Genomic DNA, 15,054 nt, shown 5'->3' on the forward strand with positions numbered 1-15,054 from the left:
GCTTTTCCGGGGAGGAATTGGTATGGGACGACGCTGGACAACTGACCGACAATGCGGGGGCCTCGCAATTGCCGTGATTGCAGTAATCGGGCAGATCGGACTTTCGGCACCTGCCTCAGCGGCACCGGACGAAGGTGTTCCCGCCCAAATTCAGGTCCAGCCTGCCCTGCCGCCTGCGGTTGCACCGCCTTTGCCTGAACTGGACCAGGCCTTCTATGAACCGCCTGTCGAGGTCGTCGAATCCAAGCAACCGGGTGAGATCATCGCCGCTCGTGCGGTGAATCTCGGTACTCTCAACCTGATTCCGACCAACGTGGATGCGTGGCAGATCTCGTATCGATCCAATAATGCTGCGGGCGAGGCAATTCCTGCTGTCACCACAGTGATCAAGCCGCGTGGCGACACTCGCGATGGAGGCCCGCGCCCGCTGCTGTCCTTTCAGATGGCAGAGGATTCACTCGGAAACTACTGCGCACCTTCGTATGTCATGCAGCAAGGCGCGTTGCCGTGGCTGGTGACGGGCGCTGCGACCGGTGGGGCTCAATTCCTCGAAGTGCAGGCGGCACTGGCGCAGGGTTGGGCATTGTCGGTGCCCGATCATCAGGGACCCAATTCTTCCTTCGCCTCCGGCCCCGTCGCGGCCCGGATCACGCTCGACGGTATTCGTGCTGCTGAGAACTTCGAACCCATGGAGCTGCAAGGGCGGTCAACTCGCGTAGGGCTGCTCGGCTACTCGGGTGGATCGATTCCTACCGGTCACGCAGCTGAAATACGGCAGGCGTACGCGCCGGAACTGAATATCGTCGGAGTCGCCGAAGGTGGTGTTGCCGCGGATCTCGGCGCTTTGCTCGACAATGCCAACAACGCTCTCGGGGCCGGGATCGTCGCTGCCGGTGTAATCGGAGTGAGCCGAGAAGATCCTGAACTTGCAGGTTTCATCGATCAGCACATAAACCCTGCCGGCCGAGCGCTTTTCGCTGCCAAGGACAACCTGTGCATGCTCTGGACGTCGGCTGCAGTGCCCTTCCTCAACATCAAGGGCTTCCTCGATGTCCCGGGAGATCCGGTCCAACACCCCACGGTGAGAGCTGCGCTCTCCCGAGCTGCCATGGGTAAGTCTGTTCCTGACGTGCCGATGTACATCTATCAGTCGAATCCCGACTGGTTGGTGCCTGTTGGCCCGGTGAACAAACTTGTCGATACCTATTGCCAAGATCCTTCTGCGAGTGTCGTTTACACCAGAGACCACTTCAGTGAGCATGTCAGCATGGAAGTCGTCGCTTTGCCGAGTGCTCTACTGTGGCTTCGCGATCGGTTCGCTGGTGTGCCTGCTCGGCAGGGATGCAGCACCTTCGACGCTGGATCCATGGCGCTTGATCAGAGGACCTGGCCAGTCTGGGTGGATGCGGTCGGTGAACTCGTCGCAGGCCTGTTCGGCAAGCCGATCGGGACCTGACGGGTGACGTGATTCTGCGGTGGTGAGGAATTCTCACAAGGGCAGCGTGTTGCACTGGCTGGACGTTATTTCATTGATCGGGCCTTGAAGATGGTGTCTTGTCACCAATGGGTTCCTTTTACCGACGAAAGGTTGCGCGATGACAAAGCTGTTGTTTGCGGTGACTTCTGCAGATCACTGGACGCTGAAGGACGGAACACCCCACCCGACCGGGTACTGGGCGGAAGAACTGGTCGAGGCGCATCGCGTTTTCGTCGACGCCGGCTACGAGATCGTGATCGCGACGCCTGGCGGTAAAGCTCCCGTTGTGGACGAGGGAAGCCTGGCGCCCGAGGTGAACGGCGGGCAAGAAGGCGCCGACCGTATGCGCAAGTACATCGCCGATCTGCAGCCGGTGCTCGATTCGCCGGAGATTTTGGAGAACGCCGATGCTGCCGATTACGACGTGGTCTTTGTACCGGGTGGACATGGACCGATGGAGGATCTTGCGGTGTCGGCATCCTTCGGTGAGCTTCTCGTGAACTTCTTGGACGCGGACAAGGTGGTCTCGGCGGTCTGTCACGCGCCGGCGGCACTCCTGCCGGCCCAGAGACCCGATGGAAGCTGGCTGTTCGACGGCTATCAGCTGACCGCGTTCACCAACGAAGAGGAGACGCAGGCTGGTCTGGCGGACAAGGCTCCGTGGCTGCTCGAAACTCGCCTACGCGAATTGGGCGGCAAATTCTCGAAGGCCGAGGCGTGGTCGCCTTATGTCGTGGTGGACCGCAAGCTCTACACCGGTCAGAATCCGGCGTCGTCACGGCCTCTCGCCGAGCGGATTGTCGCCGACTTGGGCTGAGCATGTCTTTTGGCGCCGCATCGAGGTCTCCTCGATGCGGCGCTGGTCCGTGTTCTGTTGTCGCCAAAGAGGTTTGACCTCTCAGGTTTTGAAGGTGGTGTTCGCCGGCCTGGGTTGCTGTCCGGGGTCGATCGAGGGTGGCGGGATGAACCACGGTTTGTTGTCGACACCGATCCGAATCGCCCACTTCCCGACGAACCCTGATTTCCGGTGCATCAACCGGTGGTGCGAACGGCACAGCAGGACCAGGTTGTTCATCACCGTCGGGCCGCCGTTGGCCCAGTGCCGGATATGGTGCGCATCGGTCCACGCCGGTACACATGTGCAACCCGGGAACGCACAGCCTCTGTCTCGGGCAATCAACGCAGTCCGTTGTTCGGCGGTGACCAACCTCTTCCCTGGTTTCGCATCGAGCGGCGCCCCGTGACCGTCGAGCAGAACGGTCGACAGGAAACAGTCGCAGCCGAGAAGCCTGCTCTGCGACACCGACAGTGGTCCGAGCCACGGCATGTGCCCGACATCAAGATCAGACGGAGACTCTTCACCATCGGAGGGCGCGGCGGCGCAATCCCGATGCTCAGCGAGATCACGCGCGTTGATGTGCACGTTCACGTGCGGGCGCTGGCCACCATCGGTTCCGGTCTTGGCACAGTCCAGATAGCGGCGGATCAGTTCGCTGAACCCGTCCGCCGTGCGTTTCGCCGCCGACCTAGAATCCGGGGTTCCATCCGGTGCCGGGGTCGGCATCGTCAGATTCGACAACGCCGACAGCAACATTTCCCCGGTGAGGGCGTCGAAATCCCCGCGCACCACCACTCGACCATTCAATGTCGACGCGATCCGCAGCTCATTCCGGTCGACGTCTTCGGCGGGTGGAATCTCATCGGACTCGAACAACCGCTCCAAGGTCGCGATCACGTTCCGCACCTTCGTGGTCGTCGCTTCCACCCCCGACGCAGCAGCCAACAACAGATCGATGCACTTCGGTAGTGCTTCCTCCGGCATGCCTTTCGGTGGTGATTCGCAGAACGCCACGATCAACACGGCATGATCGAACGAGCAATCCCCGCCATCGAACCGAGCAGCCACCGCCGGAAACGGCCGCAAAGCTGCACCTAACGCGGCGATCTTCTTCCCGTCCCGAACCTGCAGCATCGTGTTGGCCGCCAACCAGGACCCCACACCGCGACTGGCAATCACCTGATCATCCGGGCGCAACGACAACTCGTCCACCACCGCCACACGCACAGCTTCGAGGCGCAGAATCTCCGCACTCGCCGACACCGCAGCAGCGCGCAACTCTGCAGCAGACAACTGCCACAACCGTCCGCGTAACCCCACCGCAGAACCCGACACCACATCCGACAACAAGACACTCATTGAATCCCCCGATCCCCTCCCCAAAGGGTACTCGAACACGCGTTCGAGTCAAGAGGGAATTAGGCGAGGGCGCGAAGGAGTGGAGTGGGGTCGGCGACGACGAACAGATGGCCGCCTCCGTTGATCTCTTCGAAGCGAGAGTCGGGAATCAACGAGTGTGCCCAGCGGGCGACTTCGATGGGTACGTTTCCGTCGTCGGTTCCGTGTAGGAAAACCGTTGGTACCGAGATCGATTGGAAGAGTCCAGGTATCTCGTGGCGATACCGAGCCAAGTCGACAACCCCTGCGGATCCGCCCTGTGCGATCCCTTCGGACGAGTCCAATTGGAGAGCGGGGCGATGTACCTCGTCGGTCATGACGGCCTGATCGGCGGCCGGCCAGATCGAGACTGAGTCGCTGCGTAGCTTGGAGAACACTCCGGTTCCTGCGAGCATTGCGCCGGCCACACGGGGAGCCCAGGTGGCGGCAAAGTACAACGCAGATACCAGTTTTATTCTGCGTCGCAAAGTATCTCGCGGTGCCCCGGGGATCATGGCGCACGCCAGCACCAGTTTCGAGACTCGTTCGGGAACGGCTGCAGCGACTGCGAGCGCGTAACCGCCGCCTCCGGAGAAACCCATCAGTGTGGCCGAGCCCAACTCGAGGTGATCGACCAGGGTGACGAAGTCGTCGTCCCAGGAATGAAATCCCTTGTCCGTGTACGGATCCGTGCGTCCGAAGCCGGGTCGATCGGGGACTATCAGCCGTATGCCTGCCGTCGAAGACGCGTTGTGGAGTGAGAGCCCTTCGTATCGGCTGCCAGGTGATCCGTGGGCCACGACTACCGGGTGGCCAGTCGGATCGCCGTACTCGCAGAATGCGATACGACGCCCCGACGCGTCGCGAATTTCGGTTGTGGTCACGCTGCTCGTCATGATGTGGTTCCTTGCTGCGCGATCGACGCCACACCGTCCAGGATGAGGGCGACTCCGAACTCGAACCTTCGGGTGGGATCGTGATGAAGTGCGAACACCGATGCCTCGCGTCGATCGGCAGGTGCGCTGTCGAAAGCGCCGCGTCCCAATTGAATTGCGACGTGTCCGGTGACGAAATCATGCAGCGCGCCGTATGCGTACGTGGCCTGCTCGTCCTCGAGGCCTGCCAAGGAAAGGGCGCTCACGACTCGGTGGGCGGTATCGTCGGCCCCGGGTGCTTCCAGTGATGCCTGCCGATGGGCTTCCAGGACCAGGGGATGGCGCATCAGGAGGTCGTGGAGGCCGTAGGCGAACGTGCGGGCAACCCCGCGCCAGTCGGTCGGCCAGTCGATCGACGAGACGGCTTCGCCTACGAGAGTCGAGATCAGATCTCGCCTCAAGGCGTCGATGCCGCCGGTTGTGCGGTGGACGGACATCGGCGATATGCCGAGTCGTTCGGCGAGCACTCGAAATGACACCGCATCCAGGCCGTCCGTATCGGCGATCTCTGCCGCGGCATCAAGAATCTGTCTGTGACTCAATGCTTTTGGTCGACCAGCCCTTGCAGAGCTGGTGGATTCGGATACCATGCTGACAACAATAGCGATACGCGTATCGAAATTACAAGTGTCCATCGACCTCCAAGGAGCGCTGCCCGATGACCGATCTCCATCAACTGTCCGCCGTCGAACTTGCCGGTGTTATCGCCGCCAAACAGGTCTCGATTCCCGAAGTCACCAGGTACTTCGTCGACCGTGCGACCACTGCCGATGACGTCGGCGCCTTCACGACGATCGCCGGGGAGCACGCAGTCGCCCTCGCCGAACAAGCGCAGCGCAGGTTGGACGAGCGGGACACCGGGCCCCTTCCGCGTCTGTTCGGCGTTCCGACGGCAATCAAAGACCTCGACGCAACGCGCGGCATTCGCACGACCTTCGGATCGGCGCTCTTTCGCGACTTCGTGCCGGACGCTGACGACGAGATCGTCGAGGCGATCCGAGAAGGTGGGTTGATCGACATCGGGAAGACGACGGTGCCCGAGTTCGGGGCAGCCTGTTACACCGAGCCGGAAGTCGCTCCGCCTGCTCGCAGTCCGTTCGATCGCACGCGGAGTGCCGCCGGCAGCAGTGGCGGCGCTGCTGCCGCCGTCGGCGCTGGTCTGGTGCCGTTTGCACAGGGAAGTGACACCGCCGGTTCGTTGCGTTCGCCGGCAAGTACGTGCGGAGTCGTTGGCCTCAAGCCGAGCCGCGGTTTGATCACGATGGGCGTGGCGGGGCATGACAACTTCGGATTTGCGAGCAAGGGGCCGATCGCCCGGACAGTTCGCGATACCGCTGCGCTGCTGGACGTTCTGGCGACGCGACCCGGCGCCGGAACTATCCACCCGCCTCGGCCGAAGTCGTTCGAAGAGTTCGTCGTACAGGCTGGGGGAGTTCGGGCTCGCCCCTTGACCGTCGCTCTTGCTCACGGATCGGTCTCCGGCGGAGCCGTGGATGCGCAGCTCTCGGCTGCTGTATCGAAGGTTGGGTCTGTGCTGGAGGGTCTGGGCCACAACGTGTTCGAGCGACCGCAGGCTCGCGATGACATTTTCATCGATGCTTTCGTCAAGATGTTCTCGTCTTTGGCGGGAACCAAGCCGATCCCGGAGGAGTACGAACACCTTCTGCGTCCGATAGTGCAGCACTTGCGAGTTCAAGCAAACCAGGTGTCTTCGGGTGAGCTGGCCGCGGCAATCGGTATTGTTCAGGCCTGGGCGCGGCGATGGAGTCTCGACTACGCCGACGCCGACCTTGTTGTCACTCCGACTGTGACGAAGCCGCCGCTTGCGATCGGGGAGTTGCGCAACGACGAAGATCCCGCGACCGAACTGATCGACATGGTCGCTTTCACCGGAAACACCGTCGTCGCCAATGCAACCGGTTTCCCGTCGATCAGTCTGCCACTCGGTTGGACGGAAGACGGCGTTCCACTCGGCGTGATGATCTCGGCGAAATGGGGTTGCGACGCGGAATTACTTTCTGCCGCTGCAATGCTCGAGGCCGAGATGCCGTGGAAGGATCGGTACCGATTCGACCGCGCAACCGTGCTCTAGTTCGGGAGCGGTACCCGGTCGCTCGCCGATGCGAACCCCAACCACGTGTGGCGGTTACCCCACCAGCACCACCCGACTTTCGGGGCGTTGCGGTTGTCTTTGCCGTCGCGACCGGTTCCGTTGCTGATCCACACGGCGGGAGTTCTGGTGTCGAAGGATCCGTCAGGTTTGCGCAGTCGGGAGCCGATGGTCATGAAACACTTTCCGCGTTCGAGAATGTCGGGGCGCTGCAACAGCCAGTGGATGCCTTCGGTAAGCGTCAGCGGCGTACGGTCTGCGTCGACGATTGCGGGCAATGCTTCGTCCGGACTCCAGTTGGCCAGGTGATCCCCGCGGTCGACTCCACTGAGCAGATGTAATGGGCTTTCGGGCAGCGTTGACTGCTCGGTGGGGGTGAACAGATCGACGTCCGCCATGTCGACGACTATGAATCCGCGCTTGTTCCCGAGCTCGAGCAACGGAGTCAGAACTGAAGCCGGAGCCAGTTTTTCGTGCACGGTGAGTAGTCCGACATCACCGTGCCCGGTTGCGGCCTCCCTGACATCGCCGCAGAAAGTCCGGCCATCTCGTGAACACCGAGTTCGATCAATCGCTCGGCTTGCTGATCGATGGGCGGGAGGTCGAAATGCATACCTGCGATCCTACCGATCGTGAGCAGAGCGATCGGAGGGTTCGGCCGCGAGGGAAGTCGGCCACGCAACGCCCAACGCGCGCATGATGAACGGGACGGTGGTCGCTACGACGGCGTCCACTCGGTCGCCGGCCATGAGCATCGGGCGTCGGCTTTCCACGCAGGCGAGGATGAGTTGCGCGGATGCGGCAGCATCGGAATCGACAAAGACACCGGCGTCGACACCTTCCTGAACGAGCTGTTCGACCAGAACCGACAGCGGGACAATATGTTCGAGGAAAATTTCGCGATCCTGCGCTGACAACAATTCGACCAACGCGATTCCTGTGAATCGTTGCAGTGAGAACTCGACGAGTGTCAGTTTGACGAGGATTTCGAGTCGGTCCACAGGATTCTCGCGGTCCGCGAGTTCACGCTCGGCCAGGAGTAGGAATCTGTCCATCTCGCGGGTGGACCAGGCGAGCAGTAACGCGGATTTGTCGGGGAAGTAGTTGTACACCGCTGTCCGCGAGACGCCGGCCGCCTGGGCCACCGTCTGCAGCTTCACGTTTTGCCAGCCCTGCTCGTGAAGTTCGCGAATGAATGCGTCCAACATGGCTTCTCGGGTGGCGATTTTGTGCTCTGCGGTTGTCGCACCACCGGTCAACTTCGGCATGGTCGATCCTCCTGGGTCTGATTCACGGTCACGGGGAGGTCGAACAGGTCCGCAACAAGGCGCGGATCACCTTGCCACATCGATACGGGTGCGAGCATCATCTGCTGCGCGATCGAGCGTACGGATCGGCAGACCTCTTGTTCTTCGGCGAGTGTGAGCGTCGTGCGTTTGCGCAATCGCTCCATCTCCGCGGTAGTGAGATCAGTGATCCATTCCTCGGCTGCAAGCGAGAGGGGTGAATCCGGTGTCACGACCGATCCAACTCGGCACTGGAGAACCGCGAAGTCATCACGGACAGCGTGATGACGGCGACGACCGAGACGGAGTGTGCCGCCGCCAGCCAGAGCGACTCGGGTGCATGTTTGTGAAGGGTGGGCGCCATCAGCATGGCCATGAGGAGGGCGAGACTCGACAACATCGCGGGACCGTTGGGGCGGCCGACAAGCAGGCCGACCAGAAGAACGAGCGCGACGACGCTGCACGCCACATCTACAGGCGGGTACGTGGCCGGAACGATTCCGCTGACAGTGTCGGTGAAGTTCAGCCCGATCGACACCAACTGTGCGAGACCTGTCGCGCCGGCCAACCAGGCCGTCCAACGTAGTCCGTGGAGTCCGGCTTTCCGAATGCCGGTCAGGGTTCCTTCGGCGGATTCCCACGCTTCGGACGTCGGTGTTGTCACGGCTACTCCTTTTTATGACGAGGTGTCGTCATAAAGTAGCAGTGCGCGATCGCGAGATTCTTGCCGGTAGGTGACTGGCCTGCGTTGAAGGGATAGCGTCGAAGTACCGGCCGAAATGACAATCGCGGGGAGGTGGCTCGATGACGACCTCTGCCCACACGGATCGGCCCTCGTCGAAACAGAGTTGGTTGGCGCGCGCAGCCTTCGCGGCCCTGGTTCTTGCAGTCGCGGTGCTCCTGATCTTCGCCGGACTGAAAACCTTGACCATGCTGATCCTGGGGATTGGTGGGGTGGTCGTGTGCGTCGTAGCCGTGTACTGGTTTCTGACCACCCGCGGATTCCTCCGCTGGCTCTCGTTGGCCGTGGCGGTTCTGACGCCGATCGTGGTGCTCACCTTCCTGGTCCGAGAACGCCTCCTGTGGGTGGTGCTCCTTGCGATCGGGTTGTTCGTCGTAGCCGGTATCTTCGCTCGCACCGCCTTGGAGGGGGAGGAGAAGGAATTGCCGGTTGTCGAGCGAACTGCACCGCCGCCCGTCAAACCGTTCTTCGTGATGAACCCGAACTCCGGCGGTGGCAAGGTCGAGAAGTTCGACTTGAAACGCAAGGCCGAGGAACGGGGGGCCACGGTCGCACTGCTCGAGGGGCCCGAGAAGATCGACGTGACGGCCTTGGCCAGGCAGGCGGTCGCGGACGGCGCCGACCTACTCGGTGTTGCCGGTGGCGACGGAACGCAGGCACTGGTTGCTGCTGTCGCGGCCGAAAACGACCTGCCCTTCCTCGTCGTCAGTGCGGGAACGCGCAACCACTTCGCCGCGGATCTGGGGCTCGATCTCGAGGATCCGTCACGGTGCCTCGACGCGCTCGTCGACGGCGTCGAGGTCACGGTGGATCTGGGAAACGTCGGCGGTCGAACTTTCGTCAACAACGCATCGTTCGGGGCGTACGCCGAGGTAGTCCAGAGTCCGGAGTACCGCGATGCCAAGACCAGCACCTTCTTGCAGATGCTCCCGGATCTCCTCGCCGGACGTGCCGGAGCGGTGCTGACCGCGCGCTCCCCGAGCGTGTCCGCGGTGGGTCCACAGGCTGTGCTGGTCAGCAACGGCCCGTACGAGATGAACGACCTGGCGGGGCTCGGTCATCGGCCGCGATTGGACCGGGGCACTCTCGGAATCGTCGCGATCTCCGTCAGCAGTGCCCGTCAGGCCATCGGGTTGCTCCATAGGGCGCATCAACACGGTCTGGCTCAGGGCACCGGATTCGAGGTGATCGTCGACGCCGACACCGACGAGATTCCGGTCGGCGTCGACGGCGAGGCGCTGGTGATGCCAACTCCGGTCAGATGCACGGTCAGTCCGCAGGCGCTGAGGGTCAGAGTCCCCCGAGATCGACCGGGTATCCGTCGCCCCCGGCACGCCTGGGATCTGGTCCGGTTGCGAGAGTTGGCGAAGTTCAGGAGATCCGGCGCATGACCTGACCGACGGCCAGAACTCCCTGTGGATCATGCGTGTCCGCCAAAGCGCTCAGCCAGTGAGCGGTGTCCTCGTCGTAGGTGCGGGCGATCTTCTCCGGGTCGACGCTCGGCGCGAAGTTGGGCAGTGCATGCCCGTTCGTCCATGGCGCCATCGTTCGTCCGAGAGTCTCGGCGTGCGGGACTACCGCGTCGACCATCGGTGGGGCAAGAACTCCGACGGTGAACAGCGAGAAGGCAGCGTCACGATGGCAGAAGGCGCTGCGGTGCTCAGGTTCCCGTGCGAGGGCGCCCCCGAGGAGACGTAATTCGACGACGGTTTGGGGTGAACCGGATCCGGGGCCGGCAGCGGCGAGCAGTGCGTCGACGGCCTCGTGTGACAGCTCGTTGGTCAATGCCGTGGATTCGTGCGTCGGCATCGGGTCGACGGGATCGGCGTGCACTGCCCCGAGGGCGGCATGAGGCAGCACACCGACTGCGTCGATCAAGGGTGTTGCGATTGAACGGATTCGGTCGATCAGTGACTTGGCATCGGATTCCTCGGCAAGACTTGCGAATCTGACCGCGACGGTGAGCCTGCCGGCCAGCGGCGGCGGAACCTGTGGAAGGGGTGGAAGTTGCAGAAAGGCAAGAGAGGTCGAGCTGTGCTCAGGCAGGTCGGCGCCCCAGTCCAGCCAGGCGTGCGCGACCGCGCTTGCATCTGCGCCGTCGAAATAGAGTGCACCGCCGTAGAAGTGGGTGACAGGTAGTAGGTCGATCTCGATGGCTGTGACAATGCCCAGTGTGGCCTTGCCGCCGCGTAGCCCCCAGAACAATTCGGCATGTTCGTCGGGGGTGACATGAATGAGTTCGCCACTGCCGGTGACGATGTCGAACGAACGAACGTGATCCGACGAGAGCCCGTACGTGCGCACCATCGGGCCGATGCCGGCGCCGGTGAGGAAGCCAGCGACTCCGACCGTGGGTGAAGAACCTGCCAGTGGCGCCAAGCCGTGGGGTGCGGCAGCGTCGATGACGTCCTGCCAGATCAAGCCCGCGCCGATTCGGGCAGTGCGGTTTTCGGGGTCGACGACGCACTCCGTGAGCCTGCCGGTGTGGACGAGGAGAACGTCACTGCCGAGAGGGACCGCGCCGTGGCCGGTGCGCTGAACACCGACGCGCAGACCCAACTTCGCCGCAAATCGCACCGTTGCGACAATGTCTTGCGCGCTCTCGACTGCCACCACAGCGCCAGGCGCGACGGGAACCGCTGCATTCCACGGATTCGCCAACTCGTATCCCGTTTCGCCAGGCAGGGAAACGGAGCCGGTCACCTCTGCGCGCAGTGATTCGACCGCGGCGTCGAGCGTGGGGGTCTGAAGGTTCATGGTCTTCCTTTCCTCATCCGTCTTTCGGTCAAGGGAAGGATGTCCGAACAGGCTTGGGTGGTTCTTGACGTATGTATCCCGAGCGGATCCAAGTTTTATCCAAGCGCATTCTCGCAGTTCAGGGCCATGTCGATCGCGCTCGTTCAGCTACGCCCCGCATGCCGAGTGTCTCCGATTCGGCCGCCACTTCCGTCAGCTCCCGTTCACGTTCGGCGGACGGCTCTCGGAGCTGCGCCCGAAGCAGTCGACAGCGCAGCAGTGTTGGTGCTCCGCCGGAGCCAGTTGCGATCTTCTCGGCCTGATCCAGGAGAGTCGATGCCTGCTCGACGTGACCGAGAAGCGCGTGCAGACGCGCGGAGGCTTCGGCAACCGAGCCCAGTTCACCGACATGGCCTACCGTTGCGATGCAGCCGGTGTGTGGCGAGAGAAGGCCGATGAAGGTGTCGGCGTATTCGACCAGTTCCAGATCAGCCACGACGCGTGCAAGTAGTGTCTGGTGTCCCAATGTCGTCCACGTCTGTGGCCCGCGATTGATCAGCCACTTCTTGATGCCTTCGGAAGTGGCGTCGCGCTCGCCTCGGGCGGCGTCGATGGCGATGTTCCACGAATCAGGTTCCACGACACCGGGATCAGATTCTGCCAACGCACCTCGCTCCCACTCCAGAGTGTTGAACGCCAGATCTGCGCTGCCAGCCGTGTACAACTCCGTTTGCAGATGGATCTGCCTGGCCGTCTCGTACTGCCGGCGGGCTTGCGCGAAGTCTCCGTACCATTCGGCGAGAGTTGCTTCCATCCAACGTAATTGGACCCGAACCACCGGGAGTCTCAGTAGCTCGCAGCCGATGATCCCCTGCCTGACGTGTTTGACGGCAGCATCGACATTGGCCAGATTCATCTCCGTCATGCTCGCGACGGCGTGTGCGACGACGCTGTCGACACGCGATTGTTGGTGCGGCAGTTCGAAAAGCTCGCGCAGTAGGCGCATGGACTCCGCGCTGTGCACCGCGACTCCGGAGAAAAGCAGAATCCGTCCGAGCAGCGCGTCCGCGATCACATCCGAATCGTCGAGTTCGCGGGCGATGTCGAGAGCACGGGCGCTCCATCGATTCGGGATCTCGGCTTCGGGGTGGTAGCAACTTCCCACCGCCAGCGCAGCAAGAACCCGTGCGTGAGCTGACCTGTCGTTCTCGACCAAGGGCTCGACCGCCGCGAGCCGTTCGAGCAGTGGTCCCGGATCGGTACCGTAGGAAACCCACGGCCACGCACCGGCAGCCCGAAGTAATGCGCCTGCCAGTCGTCCGACGGCGGAGGTTCGCCCCTCCCGAACAGCCTCGAGGAGACCGGCATTGACGACGTCGAGAACTGTCTGCCCTCGACCTGCGCGGGCGAGGGCCTCGACTCTGGCCACCAGCAGGTCGTCCCGATCGTCAGCGGATTGCTGGGACACCGGAAGTAAGTCGAACGCGCGGACAGCTGCCTCCCACCACTCGGCCGCGGTCTCCGAACTCCACCGATCGGTCGCATCCTGAGCTGCAGCCGTGCATGCCTCCAGAACGACGAGTGGATCGACCAGGGGAAGTGCCGACATCAGATGTTGCGCGCGGCGGCTCAGCCGGTCCGGATCGGAGGAATTTTCGAGCACTTCGGCAACTCGGGCATGTATCCGCTGGCGACGAAGCGTGGGTATCGCTTCGAGGACTTCGTCTCGGAGAAGGCCGTGAGCAAAGACGTAACCGCCGTTTGTCGAGTCCGCGACGATGATTCGTTCATCAGCAGCCGCGTCGAGATGGTCGGCGAGAGTGTCGACATCGAGACGGGTGGCTGCGGCCAGTGTGTACACCTCGATGGCGTCGCCGATAACTGCGGCAACCCGAAGATCTTGCAACACTGCCGGTTCGACTGCGGCAAGGCGTCGACCGAGGACAGATCGAACGGCGACGGGGATGCCGTCGCCCAGTCGCTCGTTCCGGGGAAGCCTGGCGTACTCCGAGACGAACAGCGGGTTGCCGCCGGTTCGTTCCGCCAGGGTTCGCGCCTCCGCGTCGTCGAGCGTGTCCCCGGAGACGCACCTTGCGAGTGTTGCAACCTCGCCCTGCGCGAGCGCCGGCACAATCATGGTTCGGTTTCCTTCGCCGTGGAGTACGGCTTCTTCGAACTTGCGCACTGCCGGCCCGACTTCCAAGTCTCGGAGCGTCGACACGAACCAGACTCTGGCACTGGTCATTGCGCCGACCAGGTAGGTCAGGCAACGAAGGGACGTGGGATCGGCCCATTGAATGTCGTCGATGACGACGGTCAACAGTGCATCTTTCGCCGCAGCTTCGATGGTGGTGCGAACCCGTTCGTAGACGGCAAATCTCGCTTCGTCCGGATCGATGTCCGTCGGCGGCGTCAGTACGAAATCGGCGTCGGCTCCGAGTTCCCGAACCAGTCGGCGGATCGGCCACCACGGCGGCGTTCCGTCGTCCTCCGGGCAACGTGCCCAGACGGTGGCTCCTCGAATGGACGTTGTTCTCGACGAACACTCCTCGGCGAATCGTGTCTTGCCGATGCCGGCGGGGCCGGTCAAGATCAACCAGCGAGGTGAGCCACGGCGAACGTCGTCGAGCATCTTGTCGGCGACAATCGTCTGAGCGTCGCGCCCGACGAACAAGCGTGAGGAATCCGTCTCGGGCATCGCTGCTACGGCTGGGGGAGAAGCCGGGACCGACACTTGTTCGGCCCCCGTCCATCCCGGAGTGCGCGGCCAGGCGGCCAGGCCGGGTTCGTGGCGCAGGATCGCGCCTTGCAATGCTGTCAGCTCCCCGCCGGGCTCCAGTCCCAGCTCGGCGTCGAGCCGAGACGCGTGTAATCGAAACTGTTCCAAGGCTTCCGGTGACCTGCCCGCCCGATGCAGGGCAACCATTCGCAGCCAGCAGGTCCGGTCGCGGAACGGGTACTCGCCACAGAGTTGAGCAGCTTCGACCAGCGCGGGTGCCAGGCGCCCCAGAGCCAGAAGCGCCGTTATCCGGGTCTCCCGGCACTCGGTCCGCACTTCCTCGAAGGCTGCGGCTTCCACCTCCACCCAGTGCGCGTCGTTCAGGTCGTCCAGAAGCTGCCCCCGGACCGAGGCGAGGGCACGGTCAGCGGTCGTCAAAGCCTCCTGCCACCGTTCGTTCTCAGCGTGTTGTCGCGCCGTTTCGGCGTCGTCGAGAAACACCGACAGATCGACGTCTGCCGGAGCGACCTCGAGGACATAGCCAGGCGATTGACGCACTATCGGTGACGCCGTACCGGTTTCGACGCGTAGCGCTCGGCGCAGGTTGGAGATATACGCCTGGATGCTTGCCATCGCACTCGCCGGTGCGTCGTCGTGCCAGAGAGCATCGATCAGCCGGTCGGTGGAGACGACGCGACCACGGTTGAGCAGTAGAACGGCAAGGACCGTTCGTTGTTTTCGAGGGCCCAGATCGATCACGTCGCTCGTCGCCGGACCCCGTGCGACCTCCAACGGCCCGAGCAGTCGATAGATCATCCGTTTCCCCTCGTACCT

General features: G+C 62.9%; 13 protein-coding genes. 4 read left to right on the forward strand and 9 right to left on the reverse strand.

Features of this window, described 5'->3' with window-relative positions:
- Nucleotides 1–22: 22 nt before the first annotated feature.
- Nucleotides 23–1,456, forward strand: a complete 1,434-nt coding sequence (locus QRN54_RS03735) for a lipase family protein (RefSeq protein WP_141751481.1) — start codon at nucleotides 23–25, stop codon at nucleotides 1,454–1,456.
- Nucleotides 1,457–1,595: 139 nt separating this feature from the next.
- Nucleotides 1,596–2,294 carry a type 1 glutamine amidotransferase domain-containing protein gene (locus QRN54_RS03740; protein ID WP_030537402.1) on the forward strand — a complete coding sequence of 233 codons (699 nt, stop codon included), beginning with the start codon at nucleotides 1,596–1,598 and terminating at the stop codon, nucleotides 2,292–2,294.
- 81 nt (nucleotides 2,295–2,375) lie between these two features.
- On the opposite strand, the gene QRN54_RS03745 is transcribed toward QRN54_RS03740, so the two are convergent.
- Genes QRN54_RS03745 through QRN54_RS03755 form a run of 3 tightly spaced genes read right to left on the reverse strand, consistent with a single transcriptional unit; the run spans nucleotide 2,376 to nucleotide 5,169 of the window.
- Nucleotides 2,376–3,674, reverse strand: a complete 1,299-nt coding sequence (locus tag QRN54_RS03745; RefSeq protein ID WP_285181607.1) for an HNH endonuclease signature motif containing protein — start codon at nucleotides 3,672–3,674, stop codon at nucleotides 2,376–2,378.
- Between the two features lie 59 nt (nucleotides 3,675–3,733).
- Nucleotides 3,734–4,588 (reverse strand): alpha/beta fold hydrolase, encoded by an 855-nt coding sequence (locus QRN54_RS03750; protein ID WP_285181608.1) that lies wholly within the window; start codon nucleotides 4,586–4,588, stop codon nucleotides 3,734–3,736.
- Nucleotides 4,585–5,169 carry a TetR/AcrR family transcriptional regulator gene (locus QRN54_RS03755; RefSeq protein WP_230359246.1) on the reverse strand — a complete coding sequence of 195 codons (585 nt, stop codon included), beginning with the start codon at nucleotides 5,167–5,169 and terminating at the stop codon, nucleotides 4,585–4,587. The genes QRN54_RS03750 and QRN54_RS03755 overlap by 4 nt, the downstream gene beginning before the upstream one ends.
- Before the next feature lie 116 nt (nucleotides 5,170–5,285).
- Between QRN54_RS03755 and QRN54_RS03760 the strand changes: the two genes are divergently transcribed.
- Nucleotides 5,286–6,719 carry an amidase gene (locus QRN54_RS03760; protein ID WP_285181609.1) on the forward strand — a complete coding sequence of 478 codons (1,434 nt, stop codon included), beginning with the start codon at nucleotides 5,286–5,288 and terminating at the stop codon, nucleotides 6,717–6,719.
- On the opposite strand, the gene QRN54_RS03765 is transcribed toward QRN54_RS03760, so the two are convergent.
- From QRN54_RS03765 to QRN54_RS03780, 4 genes are all read right to left on the reverse strand, one after another.
- Nucleotides 6,716–7,216 (reverse strand): DUF5701 family protein, encoded by a 501-nt coding sequence (locus QRN54_RS03765; RefSeq protein ID WP_285181610.1) that lies wholly within the window; start codon nucleotides 7,214–7,216, stop codon nucleotides 6,716–6,718. The two genes, QRN54_RS03760 and QRN54_RS03765, sit on opposite strands and share 4 nt — an antisense overlap.
- A gap of 144 nt (nucleotides 7,217–7,360) precedes the next feature.
- Nucleotides 7,361–8,005 carry a TetR/AcrR family transcriptional regulator gene (locus QRN54_RS03770; protein ID WP_054826732.1) on the reverse strand — a complete coding sequence of 215 codons (645 nt, stop codon included), beginning with the start codon at nucleotides 8,003–8,005 and terminating at the stop codon, nucleotides 7,361–7,363.
- Nucleotides 7,993–8,256 (reverse strand): hypothetical protein, encoded by a 264-nt coding sequence (locus tag QRN54_RS03775; RefSeq protein ID WP_007730221.1) that lies wholly within the window; start codon nucleotides 8,254–8,256, stop codon nucleotides 7,993–7,995. The genes QRN54_RS03770 and QRN54_RS03775 overlap by 13 nt, the downstream gene beginning before the upstream one ends.
- Complete coding sequence (locus tag QRN54_RS03780; RefSeq protein WP_285181611.1) at nucleotides 8,253–8,687, reverse strand: hypothetical protein; 435 nt, start codon at nucleotides 8,685–8,687, stop codon at nucleotides 8,253–8,255. Before QRN54_RS03780 ends, QRN54_RS03775 begins: the two co-directional genes overlap by 4 nt.
- Nucleotides 8,688–8,827: 140 nt before the next feature.
- On the opposite strand from QRN54_RS03780, the gene QRN54_RS03785 reads away from it, so the two are divergent.
- The gene (locus tag QRN54_RS03785) at nucleotides 8,828–10,156 is read left to right on the forward strand and encodes a diacylglycerol/lipid kinase family protein (protein WP_064113570.1); all 1,329 of its coding nucleotides are present in this window, start codon (nucleotides 8,828–8,830) and stop codon (nucleotides 10,154–10,156) included.
- Here the strand turns inward: QRN54_RS03785 and QRN54_RS03790 are convergent.
- Complete coding sequence (locus QRN54_RS03790) at nucleotides 10,137–11,522, reverse strand: FAD-binding oxidoreductase (RefSeq protein WP_285181612.1); 1,386 nt, start codon at nucleotides 11,520–11,522, stop codon at nucleotides 10,137–10,139. The two genes, QRN54_RS03785 and QRN54_RS03790, sit on opposite strands and share 20 nt — an antisense overlap.
- A 118-nt stretch (nucleotides 11,523–11,640) precedes the next feature.
- Nucleotides 11,641–15,036 carry an ATP-binding protein gene (locus QRN54_RS03795; RefSeq protein WP_082931271.1) on the reverse strand — a complete coding sequence of 1,132 codons (3,396 nt, stop codon included), beginning with the start codon at nucleotides 15,034–15,036 and terminating at the stop codon, nucleotides 11,641–11,643.
- Nucleotides 15,037–15,054 lie beyond the last annotated feature (18 nt).

The organism is Rhodococcus sp. MEB032 (assembly GCF_030208925.1).
In the GTDB taxonomy this organism is placed as follows: Bacteria; Actinomycetota; Actinomycetes; order Mycobacteriales; family Mycobacteriaceae; genus Rhodococcus_F; species Rhodococcus_F qingshengii.

Coding starts and splice junctions, on each gene's coding strand:
- QRN54_RS03790 (WP_285181612.1), bottom strand. CDS start 11,522: ATGAACCTTCAGACCCCCACGCTCGACGCCGCGGTCGAATCACTGCGC.
- QRN54_RS03745 (WP_285181607.1), bottom strand. CDS start 3,674: ATGAGTGTCTTGTTGTCGGATGTGGTGTCGGGTTCTGCGGTGGGGTTA.
- QRN54_RS03795 (WP_082931271.1), bottom strand. CDS start 15,036: ATGATCTATCGACTGCTCGGGCCGTTGGAGGTCGCACGGGGTCCGGCG.
- QRN54_RS03770 (WP_054826732.1), bottom strand. CDS start 8,005: ATGCCGAAGTTGACCGGTGGTGCGACAACCGCAGAGCACAAAATCGCC.
- QRN54_RS03760 (WP_285181609.1), top strand. CDS start 5,286: ATGACCGATCTCCATCAACTGTCCGCCGTCGAACTTGCCGGTGTTATC.
- QRN54_RS03735 (WP_141751481.1), top strand. CDS start 23: ATGGGACGACGCTGGACAACTGACCGACAATGCGGGGGCCTCGCAATT.
- QRN54_RS03750 (WP_285181608.1), bottom strand. CDS start 4,588: ATGACGAGCAGCGTGACCACAACCGAAATTCGCGACGCGTCGGGGCGT.
- QRN54_RS03785 (WP_064113570.1), top strand. CDS start 8,828: ATGACGACCTCTGCCCACACGGATCGGCCCTCGTCGAAACAGAGTTGG.
- QRN54_RS03740 (WP_030537402.1), top strand. CDS start 1,596: ATGACAAAGCTGTTGTTTGCGGTGACTTCTGCAGATCACTGGACGCTG.